This is a genomic window from Hyunsoonleella pacifica (genome assembly GCF_004310335.1).
In the GTDB taxonomy this organism is placed as follows: domain Bacteria; phylum Bacteroidota; class Bacteroidia; order Flavobacteriales; family Flavobacteriaceae; genus Jejuia; species Jejuia pacifica.
Window position 1 is genome coordinate 503,152 of record NZ_SIRS01000001.1, and the last position, 18,507, is coordinate 521,658.

The window sequence follows — 18,507 nt, forward strand, 5'->3', positions numbered from 1 at the left end:
TTTAAAAGAAAACCCATTTAACAATTAAAGCGGTTCCTGTAATACCAACAGTAAATGCTAGGGTTTTATATAATAGATTCTCGAGTTTTTTTCGAGAGTCGAAATAAGCATTTACATTTTTGTTAAAAACCCTAAGTTCATTTTTAAATTGACCGAGGTCTTTTTGTAACCCGGTTAATTGATTAGACAATGATTTTGAAATATCTGAGGAAGCCTGTACCATGTTGGCACTCAACTCAGAGCTTACATGGGATCCAGTAATTTTATCTATAAATTCATATTGAGAGTTGGCAATTTTATCCATTGAATTTTCAAAATTTTTACCAATGTCGCTTAATAGGTTAGAAATTGCCTTTATTTGGCTGTTTTGATCACCCAGATGAGTGTTAAGTTTAATAAGACTATCGTTGGTTTGATCAACAGACTCATGTAACACATCGTATTTTTTAATATTCTTAGTTAGGTTATCCTCTAACAACCCTGCAATTGAAGTAACGGTGCCAGTAAAACTTTCTTTAAGATTCTCGCTGATTTTCTGTGGAGAAATATTGCGGTGGTAATCTCGTATTTCTTTTAAAAATGTTTTTTCTTCATCGGATAACTGCCCAAGAAAATTATAGAATTCATTTTTTACTTCGTTGAGTTTTGATAAACCATTTGAAATATTCGAGGTTTGATCGGCGACCTCTCGACTTTGATCATAAATTCTTTTTTGAACCTGGTCTAAGGCATTGTTGAGTTGACCGAATTCATTTATAAAATCGTCTTTGTTTATTGAATTTCTTGCCAAGGCAATCATTGTCTGGGTAGCATACTCCATTTGCCTAAAAAACTTGTCCTGCATTTTTCTGTAAAGCAACATTAGTATACCAATTGCAATTGCAGCAATAAGACCTGCAATACTGGTAATGAAAGCATACTTTAAGGACGGAATGATAATATCTGCTAGAGAAGAGTCTCCAATATTATTATTATTGAGTTCAATGAATGCTGCTATTAACCCAATAAAAGTGCCAGTAATACCCAATTGCAAGGCAATTTTTTGAATAGTAACCACTTTTGCCAAGTATCTTATGGATTCATGTTTGTAAGGTTGCATAATAACAGCAGGGGAGTCAAACTTTCGATCTCGAGCATCAGAAATAATACCTCTTGCCAATCGCAACATTGCAATGTTTTTATCGGGATTATCAGCCAAAAACAATTCCATTTCATCAAGTTCTATTCTTTTTCTTTCTTCACCTCGAATCTTTCGTAGTACATCGCCCATATCTCTGAAAATGACCATGGCGTTCGCGGTTTCAACTTGTAAGGAAGCAATACCAGATAGTACTAAGTAATTGGCATAAAGTGCTAGAATAAATATAGAGAGATAAACAGTTAAGGTGGTGAAATCGGTAACCATTAAGTTTCCGCCTTTATTATAATCATCGAAGTATTTTAAAAACAGGAGAATTAGAATTATGGACGTTACAAGGAACCAGATTCCAGGTCGCATTTGACTCTTAAACAAAAAATCTGTTGAGAAATATAGGTTTTTAGGTCGTGATGTTGCAAATTTATTAATGGTAGTACTGCTCATTCTTCTTCAGTATTTTTGTTTTCTGGGAGTTCTTTAAAATAACCTAATGAGAAATCTTTTTTTTCAGGGGATTTTAACTTTTTAAGGTGTCGCTTTCCCTTGGAGATTTGAAAATTTGGTATTTCTTCTGTAATCTCTATGATTTTCTTATTGATGTCTGCAATGGCATCATCATTATCACCATCTTCATTATCTTGTATCAAATCTATTTTTCGCTTGTTAAGGACGTTCAGTTCTTTAAGTCGAGCATTATGGGAAATGGCTAGGGCATCTCTATTGCTTTGTTGCAGCGTGCTGCCCAAGTGTTCTGTATCTGCAATATTGAGTTCTTCCCATTGGGTGGTGTCTCTATAAAAATTGACAATTTGAACATTTAGGCCTGTGACAGAAGCAATTTTAACCGTTACAGGATCAATGACCTTTGATTTAACTTCTTTTAGCGTATTGAAGTCTCTAAATCTTAGATACTCCATTGGGAGTGTTGGTAATTTTGATTTAAAATCTCCAATTAGGGTCTCATCAATGGATTCATATATTTCTGCCTCTTCACTACTTAGATAGGTTTGAAACTTATCCCAGTAATTTGGATTTACTCCTTCAATTTGATAATGAATATGGAAATTTACCCGTTCAGCATCTTCATTACCATTCCATGGTTTTATTTCCATTTCAAGTTTATTCACCCCTCTTTTTAGTATGGTTACTTTTTCAACGGGGCCTGTTTCATTGATACTAGGATTGACATCCAGTTTAGAAATAAAAAAGCCTTCCAACTCTTTGGTAATTTCAATTCTAATACGTTCTCTTACATGGCAATTTGGACAATCCTCATAGATGCTCTCACCTTCCGGTAAGAGATCAAAATACATGAAGGCCGCATGAGGTTGTGTGCGGTGCAATATTCTTTTGGTGGCCTTTTCTGCTGTTTTCTTTATTTCTTCGGAAATGTCAATATTAGGATTTATATAGTCCGGAATTTTTTCCAGATCCGGAATTTTACCACTTAGAACAAGCTTTATTTCAATTGAAACTGAACTGCTTTTGGTGGAATAGATTCTATTTGACTCAATATCAAACCCTTCTTTTTTGATTTTAAGAGGAGGAAGGTCTGGGGTGACCACATGTTGATCTACTTCAAGGCCACTTTCAATACAAATTTCATGTAGATTTTCTTTAATTGCCTCTTCGATTCTGGAATCATGAAGTACAATACTGGAATAAGATTCTCCAAAAAGAAGTCTTTTAGTTACTTTTTGGATGTTTTCACGTATCCATTTGTTTAAATCTTCTATATTGGCTTTCTCATATTTCGCTGGGTCTTTTATAGCCAACATCACATAGTTTTCAACCTTTATAGGTTTGTTGTACCCTATAATTTTACACTCAACAGTTTCTTCAAAGGTCTCGGACGTTATTTCTAGGGTACTACCTTTATCATGTTCGATTTGGAAATAGTTTACTTTTCTTCCAAAATTGGCAAGGATTTGGGTGAGTTCTTTGCTTTTGAACGGAACAATAATTTTATCTTCACGTTCATCCAAAAAATCTTTATAGCTGTAATTGCCAATAAATTCTTTTAATGCTATTTCAATTTTAGTATTGATGTCATTCTCTTTTCCAAAACTCTGGAGAGCTAGATTTTTTTTGTTGGAATCCAAAAGGGCTTCAATTTTGTATTTAATATGAAGCAGTTTCCCTAAGTCTTTGACCCGAACTTCTATTCTCTTTTCGAACTCAAGAATTCTGGGGATTTGTGTCTCGTTTTTTGAAGTTATTTTTATGTGACCATCCAAACCATAATTTTCAAGTTGGCCTGCAATCTCTCCCTCCAATTTCTTTTTTGCTTTAAAGAAATCTTCCACAAAGGTATTTGGGTTACTTTGGGAGTAATTTTTTACAAAAGACTTTATCTTCATCCGTATAACATCTCTCAGTAACTGCTCATAATTGCTGTAGCTTTTTCCTTCACTTATAAATTTTTCAATGGGAGCTTTTAGGCCATCTTTAGAAAGACCGTCCTTTAATTCTAGATTTAACTTTACGGATAGGTCCAATTCCACCCCATCACCACCTTTTGTCGGAAAATCGCTGAAAGTGATATCAATAGTCGAATTTTGATTGAGCAAATAATAGTCTATAGCTGTGAAAGAGAACCTTTTTTTGATTCCCTTTGGTGCTTCAACAATCTTTTTCTTTTTTATATCAAAAGCAAAGATGAATTCGTATGGCTTTAGATTCTTGGGAAGGTCATCATTAGATATTTTTTGTATAATGTTTGAAATGGCATTTATTTTACTCATGACTCTTTTCTTTTTTAGATTCTTTCAATATGGTATTAAAGGCTTTGATCAATCTAACCAGATATTGCCTTTTGGTACGGATTTCTTTACGTTCAATTTTTTTCTTCGCGTTTAATAGCCTAATGGATTCTTCGAGATAGTACTCTTTCTTAAACCTCCAATACGCAATAAGATTTTTGAGTTGGTATTTGCTGGCAGTTCTGATTGAAGCTTTTAGTAATGCGTTTCGTATGCTGATTGCTTCTGAATCGACTCCCTCGTCTATATCTTCAAGTAAAATATGATTTAAGGACTCCAAGATTGCTGCCATGGTAATAATACGTTGTACTTGTATGTTATTGTAAGTAGCAAATCTGTCCTCCTTGGTCATATCTGCACTAAGGGATAATTCGGTGTAAATGAAGTCTTGATCAAATAGAAGTTTAATGAACGGCAAAAGGATTTCCAGCGTATTATTACCATCCAAGTTCTTGAAAAAAATAAAGGATTGATAACCTCCCGAGTGAGTGCTAAGAGCGTTTTTGCAAAAATCCACAATAAAGCGATTGCAACAATCAAAAAGCAAACTATGGTATTGATCTTTAACTCTTAATTCATCTTTCCAGCTTAATATCAATTCAAAAATTCTATAAATGGAAAAGGGACTTTTTAAGCTAATTCGAAGCATTAGTTGATAAGCAAGTTCTTGGTTGTCTTCATTCTGATCTCGTTTTATGATTTCCTTTAACCAATAGAACATATCAAAATGCTCGGAATAGCCTTCCCGATTAGCGACTTCAGCAATAATCTGCACTACAATTCCCAATTCATCATTCACCAATAGCATATCAAAGAATTCTTTGACCATTGCCCCCAAATGTTCAAATTGAAGGATTTCATGAATTAAGTCTGCCAGCCTAGAAATTATTTTTTGAGTATCCTTGGAGAAAATAGCGGACCAATATTCATGGTCATTGTCTTGTTCGGCATTTGATTTAATTTGATACACCCTGAGTCCATATTGGCGAACAATATCAATAAGTGCCGAAGTACCATAGTGCTCCGGATCTTTTGCAGCCATGACGGCAAGAAATTTTACGAAAGAATTAACGAGTTGGTCCGAACCTTCATAGTGAAGCAAAAATTCTGAGTGGAGAAGATATTCAAAATTTTTCTGAAAATAAATAGGGTCTGATTCTTCAAAATACTCATAAAGATCTTGTTGCAGATAAGGGACCTTAAAACTTACAACTTGTTCTTTGGTTTCTAATTTTTTAACATTAAGGTGATTTGCATCAAAAATCCTCTTGTAGTTTTGTTCCCAATCTTCTAAGAAACTTTGAGTTACTTTTCTTTTTTTCTTTTTCTTTTTTCCTTTCTTGTTGAAACCTCTATTTCCCTTATCTTCTTTAATAGTAAGATAAAACTGTACCAAACCCCTAAAATCCTTTAGTTTGAGCTTATCAAAAAAAGTGACAATAAACAAAATGGTCTTGGAAGCTGAGTCATCGTAGCCTACCAATTCTGAAACTTTTACGGGTTTGAGCTCCTCGAGTTTGGTGTTTTTATTGTTGCCCCTTTTTATTCTTTCGGTAAGGGTTCCGTCTTGTAAATGATGACTTAGAATCTGATAAAAATTATAATTGTTTTTGGGCTTGTCCCAGAGTTTATTGTTTCGTTGACTTGCTATTTCAGTGTAGTTAGTCTGAATCTCATCTTTATTCTGGGATACGTGCTCATATAAAAAGGTTTTTAGGAAGTCTATTTCAAAATAAAAATCTGGCAATTCAGTACGCATTATGATTTGCGCACTTTCTGAGCGAAAAAAGTAAATTAACCGAAGCTGTTTAAGCTTTAAGTTTCTTTTTAAACCCCTTAATTGAATCGTAGTTCGCTTTCTTATTAGGTTGTTAAATTGTTTTTCGTTCAGCTCTATGATAAGAATATCTATTTTCTCATCAACCCCGTTAAAATCATAGATGAGTTGAAATTGCTCTTCAGCAGATAATTTTTTTTGTTTGTCAAGGTCAAGATTAAAAACGGAGGCAGTACCAAACGGAGAAGTATTCAGGATTACATCAACAAGATATTTGTAAGAGACTTTGTCGGGATATTCAAACAAGATAAAATGTTCCTTCTCCAAATATTTTATGTAGGTGTAAACATCAATTTGGGAGAATAAAAAAGGACGGGTTTGCTCAACTCTTTCAAAAGGACTAAAACAGTCAAGTTTATCTGATTTTTCTTTCTTAATGCTGTCCTTGGGCCCTCTATCATTTTCTCCTTCAACATTTACATCAAATTCTCTATGAAAATTATCAGCATTATTGTTTACTTGTTCATGTTTTTTAGTATTGTTCAGATAAAAATTCATGTTAGCAACCGGACCAGTGTCGTTTATTAGCTTTGGACTTCCACCAGAGGATTGCGAATCCTCTAGAAACTTTTTAATTTCTTCAACGATATACGAACGGTCATTTTCGGATAATTTATTGGAATTACTCAATTCGTGCCTATCTGAATTTTGATTCTCAACATTATTATCGTTTGTATTCTTATTTTCCTCCTTGCTCATTACAGATTGAATGTCATGTTGTTTACTGTTCCAATGTTGTTAACCACTTTTGGGGCCTCATCAAAGGGAGGATAATGATGTATGGGCAGGCTTTGGATTTTTTTGTGACACAGCACGGCAATTTCATCGGGATTATTGCTGTACTCTTCATGAATGATATGTGGGGGCATATCTGGAAGCTGAGTATCATCCAGTTTTAAAGGCAATAAGTAGTCTGCAGAATCCCGATGAACGCTTTGAATGATTTCGCGCTCCAAAGTAGTCCATTTCTTTTCTAAATAATTTTTGGAAACAAGAATCAAGGCGAAACGGGACTCGTATTTGTAGACCTTAGTAATCGTGTCTAAAAGGTTGGTTCCCCAATTACGCCCCCTGTCATCTTTATAATAGTAAGGTTCAAGGTTTATTTTTCTCAGTGCCAATGCAATATTTTTAGCAATTTGATAATCCTCTTCTGCAAAGGAAATAGCAATGTCATATTTGTATTGTCTTTCCATGTATTTTGAATTATGTCAGCTAATGTATATTTTAAAAAAAGACAATTCAATCCCCATTTATAGGTATAAAGCGTTCTACATAGAAATATTTATTGAAGATTTTTAATTCTTTTGTAGTTTTTCTTAAAGAACTTAATAGAGATCAAGCTTGCAATTTATTGAGGTGTAATGAAGTAAACTTTACAAGCTCTTAACTTTTACAAAGTAAATATTTGTAGGAATTTAGTAGTCGTTATAATATTTATTTAGTTTAATTTTTATTGTATCAAATTTGTATCGGAAAGTAGATATGCTACATCAATATGTTTTCTGAGTTTAATTCAAAATATTTAATACTATTTATTTTTGCTTGTACAGCAAGTGCAGCTTTATAATGTGTAGCAGTTTTAAAAGGAATAATATCCCACAATTCTTTTTCTTTTTTATCCCAAATAGTTTCATATAAATCAGTTGTTTTATCTGAATCAATTGATACAGAAAAAGAAGCTAAAGGGAAGGATAACCCTTTAGCTTTTGCTTTTATAAAGGCTTCTTTTCTTGTCCACCCTCTATAGAAAGCCTCAATATGTTCTGATTCAGGTAAGTTATGTAATGCTTGTATTTCAGCATTTGAAAAATAATTATTTACAATATCAAGAACGTTAAAACCTTTTTCAACATATTCAATATCTACACCAATATCATAAAGGTTACAAAATGCAATAACTATTATTTCTCCAGAATGAGAAATGTTAAATTTTATAGATTGATTATCAAGTAATAATGGCTTTCCGTATACCCCATAAGAAAATGAAAAATCGGTTGCAGGATAGTTTAGATACTTAGATAGTAATACTCTCAAACTACCGCGAGCTATAATTGAAGTTGTTTTATCTTTTTTGAATTTAAATTTACTTACTTTAAGTTTTTCATCTTCAGACAAGAGTTTATTGAAGTATTTAATATGTTTAATGATTGATTCTTTTTTTATCAACCATACATGGGCACTGTTCTTTTCTATTATTAGAGAGCTCAAATGATGTTTTTTAACTGTCTATTATTACTTGGTCAATTTTTTTAGAAACATATTTTATATCTGATTTTTCAAAAAGTGTATTATGATGTCCTTGTGTATATGTTATGGAAACTTTGCCTGAAGTTAAGTTTTTCCATGATTGAATTACAAAATTTTCAAATCTTTTGTCTTCTTTCTGAGTCATAATAAGTGAGACATTTCCAGAATGTGATTTAAATTTATAGTCAACACTTATTTTTCTCAAATTAGCTTTTAATTTTTCAAGTTCTTTTTCATATGGTTTACCAAATAGTTTAACAAGGATTGGTTCAATTAAATAGTATCTATCTTGAAAATATAGTTTTATAGTTTGTATTGGAGCTTTAAATAAACGTTTAACGAAAAATTTTACACGTACTGTTATTGTTTCATTGTCGGTGGCATTCCAAGCAGATGCCATAGTGTCCATAACTATAATATTTATTTTTTCTTCTGTGTTCTCGAGAAGGGCTGCTATCTCGTTTCCTACTGAGGTACTAAAACAGTATACTAAAATATTGTAAGGACCCTGAGGTTGAATTTTTCTAATAGTTTTTAAATAATCTTTTGCCATGTTTTCAACATTTTCATGCATGGTCTCACCGCTATTTAATCCAGATGGGTTTAAAGCATATATAGGTCTCCCTTTTTTTAAGTATTCCTTTAAGGGGCCATAGAAGAATACATGACCTCCACCAGAATGAATACAAAAAAGAGGTGTTTTATTGCCTTTTTTCCTTATAGAAGTTAAATATATGTCGTTCTTAAGCTTATTAGTATCGTTTAAAAGCTCTTTTGAAAGTTCTCTTATAGTTTGATTTTCAAATAACTGATTTGGTCTTAAATTAAGCCCTAATTTTTTAGCTTTAGATACTAATTGAATGCTTAAAATTGAATCTCCACCTATAGAGAAAAAATTGTCATCTACTCTAATGGAAGAAATGCCTAAAACGTCTTCCCAAAGTTTAACTAATTGCTTTTCAGTTTCATTTTTAGGTAAGCCTACTGTTTTTGAAGTTATATTTTTCTTATTCGAATAGTTTTTTCTGTTATGCTTTAACTTAGTTAAATCAACCTTACCATTTGGTAAAAGGGGAATACTATCTAATTCGAAAATCCTATTAGGAATCATATATTGAGGTAACTGATCTTTTAAATAAAGTTTAAAAGTTTCTAAATCTATAAGTTTATTAGATTTAACATAAGCGGTTAATTGTTTTGTCTTTTTTTGTTTAGAATCAATAGTATTAGTTTGCTTTAGTTTTAAAACTTTTAACTTTATACTATATTTTTCTTCTTCAGATAGTTGTTGATATGTGTTATGTAAATATTCTTCAGTCATATACTATTATAGAAAAGTGACAGTTATTTGGTAAATATCTCTTTAAGTTCTTCATCGTTCAACGATTTAAGAAGTTTAAAAAAAGTTTCATCGTCATTTAAAACAGTATCATTAATTAGTTCGCTATCAGAATCATCTTCTTCAAATAAAACGATACTTTTAGTTATATCTGAACTAAATTGTTTTATAGCGTTTTCAATTTCGCTTAGTTCCACACGATAGCCCCTTATTTTAATTTGTTGATCTACTCTACCAAGAAAAACAATATTCCCATTTGAGTCATATCTGGCTAAGTCTCCAGTTTTATAAAGACGTTCTTCTGGTTTATTTGGATTTTTTATAAACGAAACCTCTGTAAGTTCTTTTCGATTTATGTAGCCATTAGACAAACTAGTACCTCCAATGTAAATTTCACCTACAGCTCCCTGCGGTAGGTATTTTAAATCTTCGTTTAATATATAAATGCCTGTATTTGCAACAGGTTTTCCAATAGGAATCTTTTCTGTAGATAAATCCTCCTCTGTAACTTTATGAGCGATACACCATACAGAAGCTTCAGTAGGTCCATATTCATTATAAAGATTAATATTTGAAAAGGTGTTAAAATGTATTTTACATAGTTCTGGAGGACATACTTCCCCAGCTACTATAACTGTGCTTAGTGATTTTATTTTATCATAATCAGCATAATTAATTAAGAGACTGTACAAAGAGGGAAGCATTAAGGTATGAGTTACCTTATACGCATTTATGATATTTCCCAGTTTTTCAATATCCTGTTCAATTCTCTTTTCTGTAATAATAAGATTGCCCCCTTTACATAATGTCCAAAAAATTCCAGCTTTAGAACTGTCAAAAGATATTGAAGACATTAATAGAAATACTTCTGGAGCGTCACTGTAAAACTCAAACCTACCTAGCGTAGAATTAATAATATTTTTATGGGTTATAGCAACTCCTTTGGGTTTACCTGTACTGCCTGAAGTGTAAATTATATATGCTAACTGATGATTTAATACTTTGGGTAACTTTATATCTGCTATTTCAGCGATGGGAGAGTCAATATTTTTTATATTTATAATTGAAAACTGTTCAGAAACAAAGTTTTGCGAATATTCATTAGTAGTTACTATTATTTGTGCTTCGGAGTCTTTAAGCATAAAATCAACTCGTTCCTTGGGGTATTCTGGATCAATAGGTAGGTAGCAACATCCAGCTTTTAATATGCCTAACATGCCAACAATCATATCAATAGAACGCTCAATACATAATGCTATAATTATATTTTTTCCCTCTGTGATACTTAATATTTCTAAGGCTATTTGGTTTGATTTATTATTAAGTTCCTTGTAACTCATTGAAGACTTATTAAAGCTGATAGCAATTTTATTAGGCTGCTTTAATGCATTAGTTTCTATTAAGCTGTGAATACCATTTATAGCTTCGAAATTGTAAGAGTTTATATTTTCTTGAGTGTATAATGCTTTTTCCGAATCTGTTAGTATTGGAGCTTTGGATAGTTTTAAATTAGGGGAATTAATAAGTCCTTTTAATAATATATTAAAATGCTCTTGAAAACTATTTATAGTAGATTCATTAAATAACTCAGTAGAAAATTCAAATTTAGAACTAAATGTATCATTATGCTTAGTTACAAAAAAAGTGAGGTCAAATTTTGCAACTTTAGTGTCAAAATATTCATGGGTAAGTTCTAAATTATCATTAAAATGAAGAGTTTCAACCTCTTCATTATAAACAAACATAACTTGAAAAAAAGGATTTGTTGATAATGACCTATCTATATTCAACTCTTTAACTAGTAGATCAAAAGGAATGTTTTTATTAGAAAATGCTTCTAAGGTGTTTTTACGAACTACCTCTACAAATTCTTTAAAAGATATTGAAGGATTTACTTCAGTTCTAATTACTAATGTATCAATGAAGAAGCCAATAATGTTTTCTAGTGATTTTTGATCTCTATTGGTCACTGGGGAACCAACTAAAATATCATTTTGTCCGCTATACCAGTGTAATAATGTAAAATATGCAGATAATAAAATTACATATGGAGTGGTACTTAATTCTTGAGAAAGTGCTATTATTTTATTTGATACATCATTTTCAAAAATAACTGTTTTTGAAAAAGAACCTTTAAAATTGAGATTTGCTGGTCTAGAAAAATCTGTAGGTAAGTCTAAACTAGGTATCTCTCCTGAAAGTTTATTTTTCCAATAAAATAGATGGTCTTTATTTATACTGTTTTTACTTTGCCAGTAAGCATAATCGGTATATTGCAATTTATTTGTTTCATCATCTATATCTCTAATTTCTCCATTGATATTTAATAAGTTATAATATTTAGATAATTGCTTTCTAAAAATTTTCATGGACCACTCATCTATAACTATATGATGCATGGTTATTATGAGTACGCTCTCAGTTTCACTTTTTTTAATTAAAGTACACCTTATAAGTGGAGATTTAGTTAAATCAAAATACTGTTTGGCATCTTTCTCAATTATATCATTGATTTCTTGTTTTTTTAATTTGGATGATTTTTTAGTTAAGTCAAAAACTAATATGTTTAATTCATTATCATTATTTATTTTTTGAAACACTTCTCCATTCTCTATATGATAAGTTGTTCTTAAAACATCGTTATTTAAATATATGTGTTTTAAACTTCCAATTAGAGAGTTTTCAGATAGTTTACCTTTTAAGGTATATGTTTCAGAATAATTATAAAAAGGGTTTTTAGGATATAATTGTTGTAAAAACCACAGTCTTTTTTGCCCATGAGATAAAGGGAGATTAACACCAATAGGAGCTTTTTGTATGGTGTTTTGGAGTATAGTATTACTATCTCTATTTTTCCATTTATCAAGGAGAGATATTTTCTTTTCTTCTTTATTCACAGCTATTTTTTTAACGTAACCCTAACCATTTTACTACAGGAAAAAGAATTCTTTTAACATCCTCATCTAGAGGTAAATCAATATCAAAAGCACGTTCTATTAGCCAATACAATGAAATAATGATAAGTATAGCCGAAAGGTACACTAAAAATTTAGGATATAATTTTAGTTTTCTTATAAGATATAGAATAGGGAAAATAGCTATTATAATAACTAATTGCCCAATTTCAACTCCAATATTAAAACCTAATAAGGATAATGATAGATTTTCCCCTTTAAAACCAAGCTCGCCTAAGACTGTAGCAAAACCAAAACCATGAAACAGACCAAATACAAAGGCTATTACCCAATCTTTTCCTTTAAAAATTGGTTTGATATTATGATATGCGGCCAAACCAATAGAAAGCGCAATTAGAGATTCTACAAGTCTAGAAGGTAAAGTTAAAATTTGTAAAGATGCTAAACTAAGTGTTATTGTGTGCGCTATAGTAAAAAAAGTGATAATCTTTACTATGTAAATAAAAGCAGGTTTGAACTTATCTACAGGGTGCCAATTCCATAAACTAGAAGTTTTTACTGTGCTGGTAGAAGCGGTAATTTCTTTTCTTCTAACTACAGCAGGCAAAATTAAAGCAAGAATAAAGAGAATATGGTCAAGCCCTATCCATATATGATGAGTCCCTTGCTTTATCATAGCTACAAATCCTGTCCATAAAGACCCATCCTTAAGTGATAATGTTTTTGTTAAATTATCTTTATCAAAATCTAAGGCAATTATAGATTCATTATGAATTAGTCCAGCTTTCCAATTGTATTCCATTGCTAACAGATTTACATGTTTTGGGTTTTCTTCTATAAAAACTTTATATGTAATATTTAATGAATCAGGTACATTTTTAGAGTCTTTCAAATAAAACCCTAACGAAATAAAGTCACCAAAACCAACCCATAGAATTTCGTTATCATTGTTAAATACAATTTCATACACTTTGTTTTGGTATGTAAAAGAAGAATTTTGTTTTAAATAATATTTTATTCTATCTATATGGGGTTCTACCTCTTTCAAAGAAATATGCTTACCTAGATTTAGGTCCAAAGCATTATTTATATCGTGAACATTGACATGAAAGCTGCCTTCTACATTTTCTTGTTCATATACTTTCAAATATATTAACGCGTTTTCAGGTTTATGAGCATACAATTTATTTACCGATAATAGTGATAATCCAATAAATAATATCAAGGATGTAAATATCTTCATAATGGGTTGGGTTTATTAGTAAAAACACTTTATAAAGTATAAGTGTCTTTTGTCGATTTTTTATTTCAATATCGCAAATATTGAAAGACTGTTAATGTTTATTGTCTTTTTTTTCGATAAATTCAGAATATTAATCGTCAAAGTGTTAAAAATGAATTTTAACTCTATGTGTGATTACTATATATTTACTAATGAAGAGAAAACAACTTAATAGAAATTGCTTTAGTAAATATTTTAATGATTAATTAGATGTATTTTAAAAATATTATTTAATCATTTAAATTTCTCTCAAAAACTCTTTTTTCATATACAGTATCACACTTTTAGAAAGCATACTTTTATGAGAAAAATTAAACCAACCTGTCCTTCAATATGGATAAATCTAAAATTGAATTATTACCCTTAACCAAAAGTCAAACGTCTTTATGGCTTACAGATAAGCTACACCTTAATCTTCCTATAAATAATGATCCGTATGCATTTTATATTAAGGGAGAAATAGATATTAAAATATTTAAACTAGCATTTAAAGAATTACTTGGTAATACTGATGTTTTGAGAGCTATTATCTTAGAAGTTGATGGGAAACCATATCAAAAAATCGCAGCATGTTTAGAAGAAGATTTATTGTATTTGGATTTTGAAGATAAAAAGCTAGCAGAGGTGGAAGAATGGTTGAGGACTAAAAGTAAGCTAGTATTAGATACATCAAAAAAGTTATTTGATAGCGCATTGATTAGATTAAAAAATGATGATTTTATATGGTATTTGAATTTGCATCATCTGATAACTGATGCAACAAGTAGAACTATATTATTCAATAGAATGTCTTATATCTATGAAGAACTTCTAAACTTTGGTACTTCTAGTTTTACAGAAGAATATAAGTATAATATGTTTATAGATTTTGAAGAAAAGTCTAGAGATCAGCATAAAGAGAAAACAAAATACTGGGAAAACAAAATTAAATCTTTTACAGATCCTCCTTCTTTTTACGGATTAAAAAAAGTAGGTAACGTTACTGAAAAATCACATAGAATTGAAGTTCAACTCAGTAAGGATGATATCGATAAGCTTACAAAGTTTTCAGAAAACCCAGAAATTAAAATTTGGAACAAAGATGTTACACTTTTAACTGTTTTTGCTTCAGTATTATTTTCTTATTTATATAGAGTTAGTGGTCAAAGAAAATTAATTATTGGGATACCTATTCATAATAGAATAAATAAGGCTTTTCAAGAAACAGTAGGGCTATTTATAGAAATTTTTCCGCTTACGGTTGAAATTGATGAAAATGAAACTTTTATTTCATTATTAAAAAAGATTCAATTAGATACTATTCATTGCTTTAAAAATGGATTAATAGGAACATCTTCTGCAAATTTGAGTAGAAGTTATAATGTTATTTTAAACTACATAAATTCTAGCTATAATAATTTTGCCAATCATGAAACAATAACAAGATGGATACATCCAGAATGTTCAGATCCAGCTCACAAACTGCGATTTCATATTCATGATTTTAATAATACAAATCAGTTAAATTTAATTTTCGATTTTAATGAAGATATACTTGTTGCTTCTACTCCAGAAACTTTTTTAGAGCATTTTGAAAATGTATTTAATGCTTTTTTAGCAGACATTAACCAACCAATAGATAAGCCTAGTATCATTAGTAAAGTAGAGAAAAGTGTTTTTACAGAAACCTTAATAGATACTAGTCCTGAATTGCAAACAGTAATTGATGCTTTTGAAGACAATGTAAAGACAACACCCAATGCTATTGCTTTACAATTTAAAAGTGAAACTTTAACCTACAAAGCTCTCAACAAAAAAGCTAATCAACTTGCAAATTATCTAATAGTAAAAGGTGCCAAGGTAAATGATAATGTAGTAGTACATAGTTATAGAAATTCAAACTACATAATAAGTGTTTTAGCAATATTAAAAATTGGTGGAACATTTATTCCAATAGCTTCCGATCAGACAAAAAATAGGATTGATTTTATATTAGAAAACTGTGATTGCGCGTTTGTTTTAACTCAAAATGAGTTATTGAAAAACTTTTCTGAAGATATTAGAATTCCAATAATTAATTTACAAGAGATAGGTGATGATTTAGCTAATCAATCAGAAGAGAATATTGATATTATTAAAAACGAAAGCACATTAGCTTATGTGCTTTATACCTCAGGCTCTACAGGTCTTCCAAAAGGAGTACTTATCTCTAATAGAGCACTTTCAAATTATATTTTTTGGGCTAAAGAACATTATGGTTTTAGTAGTAAATCAGTTTTTGCATTATTTACATCCATAGGGTTCGATTTAACAATTACTTCTACTTTTTTGCCTTTAGTAAGTGGAGGTAGAATGATTGTTTATGAAGAAGATGAGTCTGGAATAGATATTTCTGTTTTAAATGTCATTAAAGATAATTTGGCAGATACGATTAAGCTAACTCCTTCTCATTTAAGTCTTTTTCAAAATAAAAACTTACAAGATTCCAATATAAAAACGATGATTGTAGGCGGAGAAGATTTTAAAGTGAATATGGGTAAAGCAATGAAACTTACTTTTGGAAATGATGTAAAAATATTTAATGAGTATGGGCCAACGGAAGCAACAGTAGGGTGTATAGTTAGTGAATTTAATCCTGAAAAACACAAGCAATCGTCAATACCAATTGGGTTACCTATAACAAACATGAATGCTTATATTTTAGATGAATTTAATAATCTTGTACCCAAAGGTGTTGTAGGCGAGTTATATTTAAGTGGAAGTAGTTTAGCTAGTGGTTATTTAGGTTTGGATGATTTAACAACTTCTAAGTTTATTGACAATCCTTTTGTACAAAGTACTAAAATGTATAAAACAGGTGATTTAGCTAGAATCAATTCAAAAGGAGAGTATGAATATTTAGGAAGAGTAGACGAACAAGTAAAATTGAGAGGATATAGAATTGAATTACCAGATATAGAATCTAACTTATTAGATTTTGAAGGTATTGATAATTGTGCAGTGGTTTTAACTGAAAACACAAAAAAACAAATTAATGACGATGAAGTTTTTAATTGCATTGAATGCGGCTTACCATCGAATTATCCTCAAACGGATTTTGATGCACATGGGGTTTGTAATTTATGTAATGCTTTTAAAGGATATAAAAATAAAGCGCAAAAGTATTTTAAAACAGAAAGTGAGTTACATTCTATTTTAACCTCAAGAAAAGGAAAAAGTCCAAGTTATGACTGTTTAACTCTTTTAAGTGGAGGAAAAGACAGTACCTATATTCTTGCTCAATTAGTAAGTATGGGATTAAAGGTACTAGCTTTTACTTTAGATAATGGATACATTTCTGAACAGGCTAAAGATAACATTAATCGTATAGTTAGTAAATTAGGTGTTGATCATATCTACGGGCAAACCGAGCACATGAATGCTATTTTTGTGGATAGTTTATATAGACATAAGAATGTATGTAATGGTTGTTTTAAAACTATATATACATTGAGCACTAAAATAGCAATGGAGCGTCAAATCCCTTTTATAGTTACAGGTTTATCTCGCGGACAGTTTTTTGAAACACGTTTAACTGAAGAATTATTTTGGGATGAAGATTTAGATGTAACTAAAATTGACGATACTATTTTAGAAGTTAGAAAGCTATACCATAGAGAAGAAGATGCTATTAAAGAGTTATTAGATGTTTCTATTTTTGAAGGAGATGACATATTTGAAACGGTACAATTCGTTGATTTTTATAGGTATTCTGATGTGAGCTTAGAAAATATGATTAAATATCTAGAGGAAAAAGTTGGATGGATAAGGCCTACAGATACAGGAAGATCTACCAATTGTTTAATAAATCAGGTAGGGATATATGTTCATAAGAGGCAAAGAGGTTACAGTAATTATTCTTTTCCTTACAGTTGGGATGTACGTTTAGGGCATAAAACAAGAGATGAAAGTCTCGAAGAAATTAACGAATATATAGATGAAGTTGAGGTAAAACGTATTATGGCAGAAATTGGTTACGAAGAGCCAATAGACATTCATAATAACCAAAAACTTGTTGCTTATTATACAGGAGATAAAGCATTGATGTCACAAGAATTAAAAATGTATTTGTCTAACAAAATCCCTGATTATATGATACCTTCTAACTTTAAATATTTAGAAGAAATACCATTAACCAAAAATGGAAAAATAGATAAAAAAACATTAAGAAGTTTAACAACGGATCAATTAGAGTTAGAGGTGTCTTATGTAGCTCCAAGAAATGAAATTGAACAATTAGTAGAGAGTATTTGGAAAGAAGTATTGAGATTAGAAAGAATTGGAGTACACGATGATTTTATAGCCTTAGGAGGTCATTCATTAGCCGCAATTAGGGTAACTTCTAGAATTAATGAAGAATTAGAGCTAAACGTTCCGTTAAATAAAATATTTAATTTACCAACTATTGAGAGGTATTCTGAATATATAGAAGATATTATTACGAAATTATTAAATGAATAGAAAAATTCAAAAAGGCTTTAAGCCATTTGTTTTCAAAATAACTATTGTTATTATGATTATGTGCTACATTTTTGGGCCATTACATAATGAAATTAGCAATGTGTTACACGTTCTATCTCATCAAATAGAAATGTCTGCTACCTTTACTTCTCATGCTGATAATTCACGATTTAATCATCAAATAACTCATCATACTTTACAATTTGAAGCACATCAACATGAGATTTTGGAATTATTTAATAAAATCATCGAAGCTTCTAATTTAGCAACTGATAATGAAAACCCGCTACTTGTCAAACAAAAAATAGATAAGCATATTAGGACTAAAAAGGAGGTTAAGTATATGGGTATTTATACCTACAACCTACAGTCTAACTATTCTTCAATAATTGAATGTACCTTAAATGGGTATGTATTCGCGATTTTTGAACCCCCTAAACGTCTAGCATAATAGTACGATTTTATCTATTCTTTGAAAAGAGAAATATAAAACTCAGAATTTGTT

Annotated in this window: 10 protein-coding genes; 2 read left to right on the top strand and 8 right to left on the bottom strand. The window is 30.5% G+C overall.

What is annotated here, in order from left to right; genetic code table 11:
* Nucleotide 1: 1 nt before the first annotated feature.
* The 8 genes from EYD46_RS01905 to EYD46_RS01940 all read right to left on the bottom strand — a co-directional run bounded on the left by EYD46_RS01905 (nt 2) and on the right by EYD46_RS01940 (nt 13,484).
* Nucleotides 2-1,582, bottom strand: coding sequence for a MotA/TolQ/ExbB proton channel family protein (locus tag EYD46_RS01905; RefSeq protein WP_130935359.1), 1,581 nt, complete (start codon nt 1,580-1,582; stop codon nt 2-4).
* Nucleotides 1,579-3,882 (bottom strand): SPFH domain-containing protein, encoded by a 2,304-nt coding sequence (locus EYD46_RS01910; protein ID WP_130935360.1) that lies wholly within the window; start codon nt 3,880-3,882, stop codon nt 1,579-1,581. The genes EYD46_RS01905 and EYD46_RS01910 overlap by 4 nt, the downstream gene beginning before the upstream one ends.
* Nucleotides 3,875-6,436: a hypothetical protein gene (locus tag EYD46_RS01915; protein WP_130935361.1), complete on the bottom strand. Its 2,562-nt coding sequence runs from the start codon at nt 6,434-6,436 to the stop codon at nt 3,875-3,877. The genes EYD46_RS01910 and EYD46_RS01915 overlap by 8 nt, the downstream gene beginning before the upstream one ends.
* Entirely contained in the window at nt 6,436-6,933 is a 498-nt protein-coding gene (locus tag EYD46_RS01920) for a toll/interleukin-1 receptor domain-containing protein (protein ID WP_130935362.1), read from the bottom strand. Before EYD46_RS01920 ends, EYD46_RS01915 begins: the two co-directional genes overlap by 1 nt.
* A gap of 292 nt (nt 6,934-7,225) precedes the next feature.
* Nucleotides 7,226-7,948 carry a 4'-phosphopantetheinyl transferase family protein gene (locus EYD46_RS01925; RefSeq protein ID WP_130935363.1) on the bottom strand — a complete coding sequence of 241 codons (723 nt, stop codon included), beginning with the start codon at nt 7,946-7,948 and terminating at the stop codon, nt 7,226-7,228.
* Nucleotides 7,949-7,958: 10 nt separating this feature from the next.
* A complete protein-coding gene (locus EYD46_RS01930) occupies nt 7,959-9,308 on the bottom strand; it encodes a thioesterase domain-containing protein (protein ID WP_130935364.1) in 1,350 nt (449 codons plus the stop codon).
* A gap of 23 nt (nt 9,309-9,331) precedes the next feature.
* Complete coding sequence (locus EYD46_RS01935; protein ID WP_130935365.1) at nt 9,332-12,223, bottom strand: non-ribosomal peptide synthetase; 2,892 nt, start codon at nt 12,221-12,223, stop codon at nt 9,332-9,334.
* Nucleotides 12,224-12,233: 10 nt separating this feature from the next.
* Nucleotides 12,234-13,484, bottom strand: a complete 1,251-nt coding sequence (locus EYD46_RS01940; RefSeq protein ID WP_130935366.1) for a HupE/UreJ family protein — start codon at nt 13,482-13,484, stop codon at nt 12,234-12,236.
* A 372-nt stretch (nt 13,485-13,856) separates the two neighbouring features.
* Here EYD46_RS01940 and EYD46_RS01945 point away from each other — a divergent pair, with 372 nt between their 5' ends.
* Nucleotides 13,857-18,002, top strand: coding sequence for a non-ribosomal peptide synthetase (locus EYD46_RS01945; protein WP_130935367.1), 4,146 nt, complete (start codon nt 13,857-13,859; stop codon nt 18,000-18,002).
* A complete protein-coding gene (locus tag EYD46_RS01950) occupies nt 17,995-18,453 on the top strand; it encodes a hypothetical protein (protein ID WP_130935368.1) in 459 nt (152 codons plus the stop codon). The genes EYD46_RS01945 and EYD46_RS01950 overlap by 8 nt, the downstream gene beginning before the upstream one ends.
* The last annotated feature ends 54 nt before the right edge of the window (nt 18,454-18,507 follow it).

What these genes read in the sequence shown, in the direction of transcription:
- EYD46_RS01905 (WP_130935359.1), bottom strand. Translation starts at nt 1,582, where the DNA reads ATGAGCAGTACTACCATTAATAAATTTGCAACATCACGACCTAAAAAC.
- EYD46_RS01910 (WP_130935360.1), bottom strand. Translation starts at nt 3,882, where the DNA reads ATGAGTAAAATAAATGCCATTTCAAACATTATACAAAAAATATCTAAT.
- EYD46_RS01915 (WP_130935361.1), bottom strand. Translation starts at nt 6,436, where the DNA reads ATGAGCAAGGAGGAAAATAAGAATACAAACGATAATAATGTTGAGAAT.
- EYD46_RS01920 (WP_130935362.1), bottom strand. Translation starts at nt 6,933, where the DNA reads ATGGAAAGACAATACAAATATGACATTGCTATTTCCTTTGCAGAAGAG.
- EYD46_RS01930 (WP_130935364.1), bottom strand. Translation starts at nt 9,308, where the DNA reads ATGACTGAAGAATATTTACATAACACATATCAACAACTATCTGAAGAA.
- EYD46_RS01940 (WP_130935366.1), bottom strand. Translation starts at nt 13,484, where the DNA reads ATGAAGATATTTACATCCTTGATATTATTTATTGGATTATCACTATTA.
- EYD46_RS01945 (WP_130935367.1), top strand. Translation starts at nt 13,857, where the DNA reads ATGGATAAATCTAAAATTGAATTATTACCCTTAACCAAAAGTCAAACG.
- EYD46_RS01950 (WP_130935368.1), top strand. Translation starts at nt 17,995, where the DNA reads ATGAATAGAAAAATTCAAAAAGGCTTTAAGCCATTTGTTTTCAAAATA.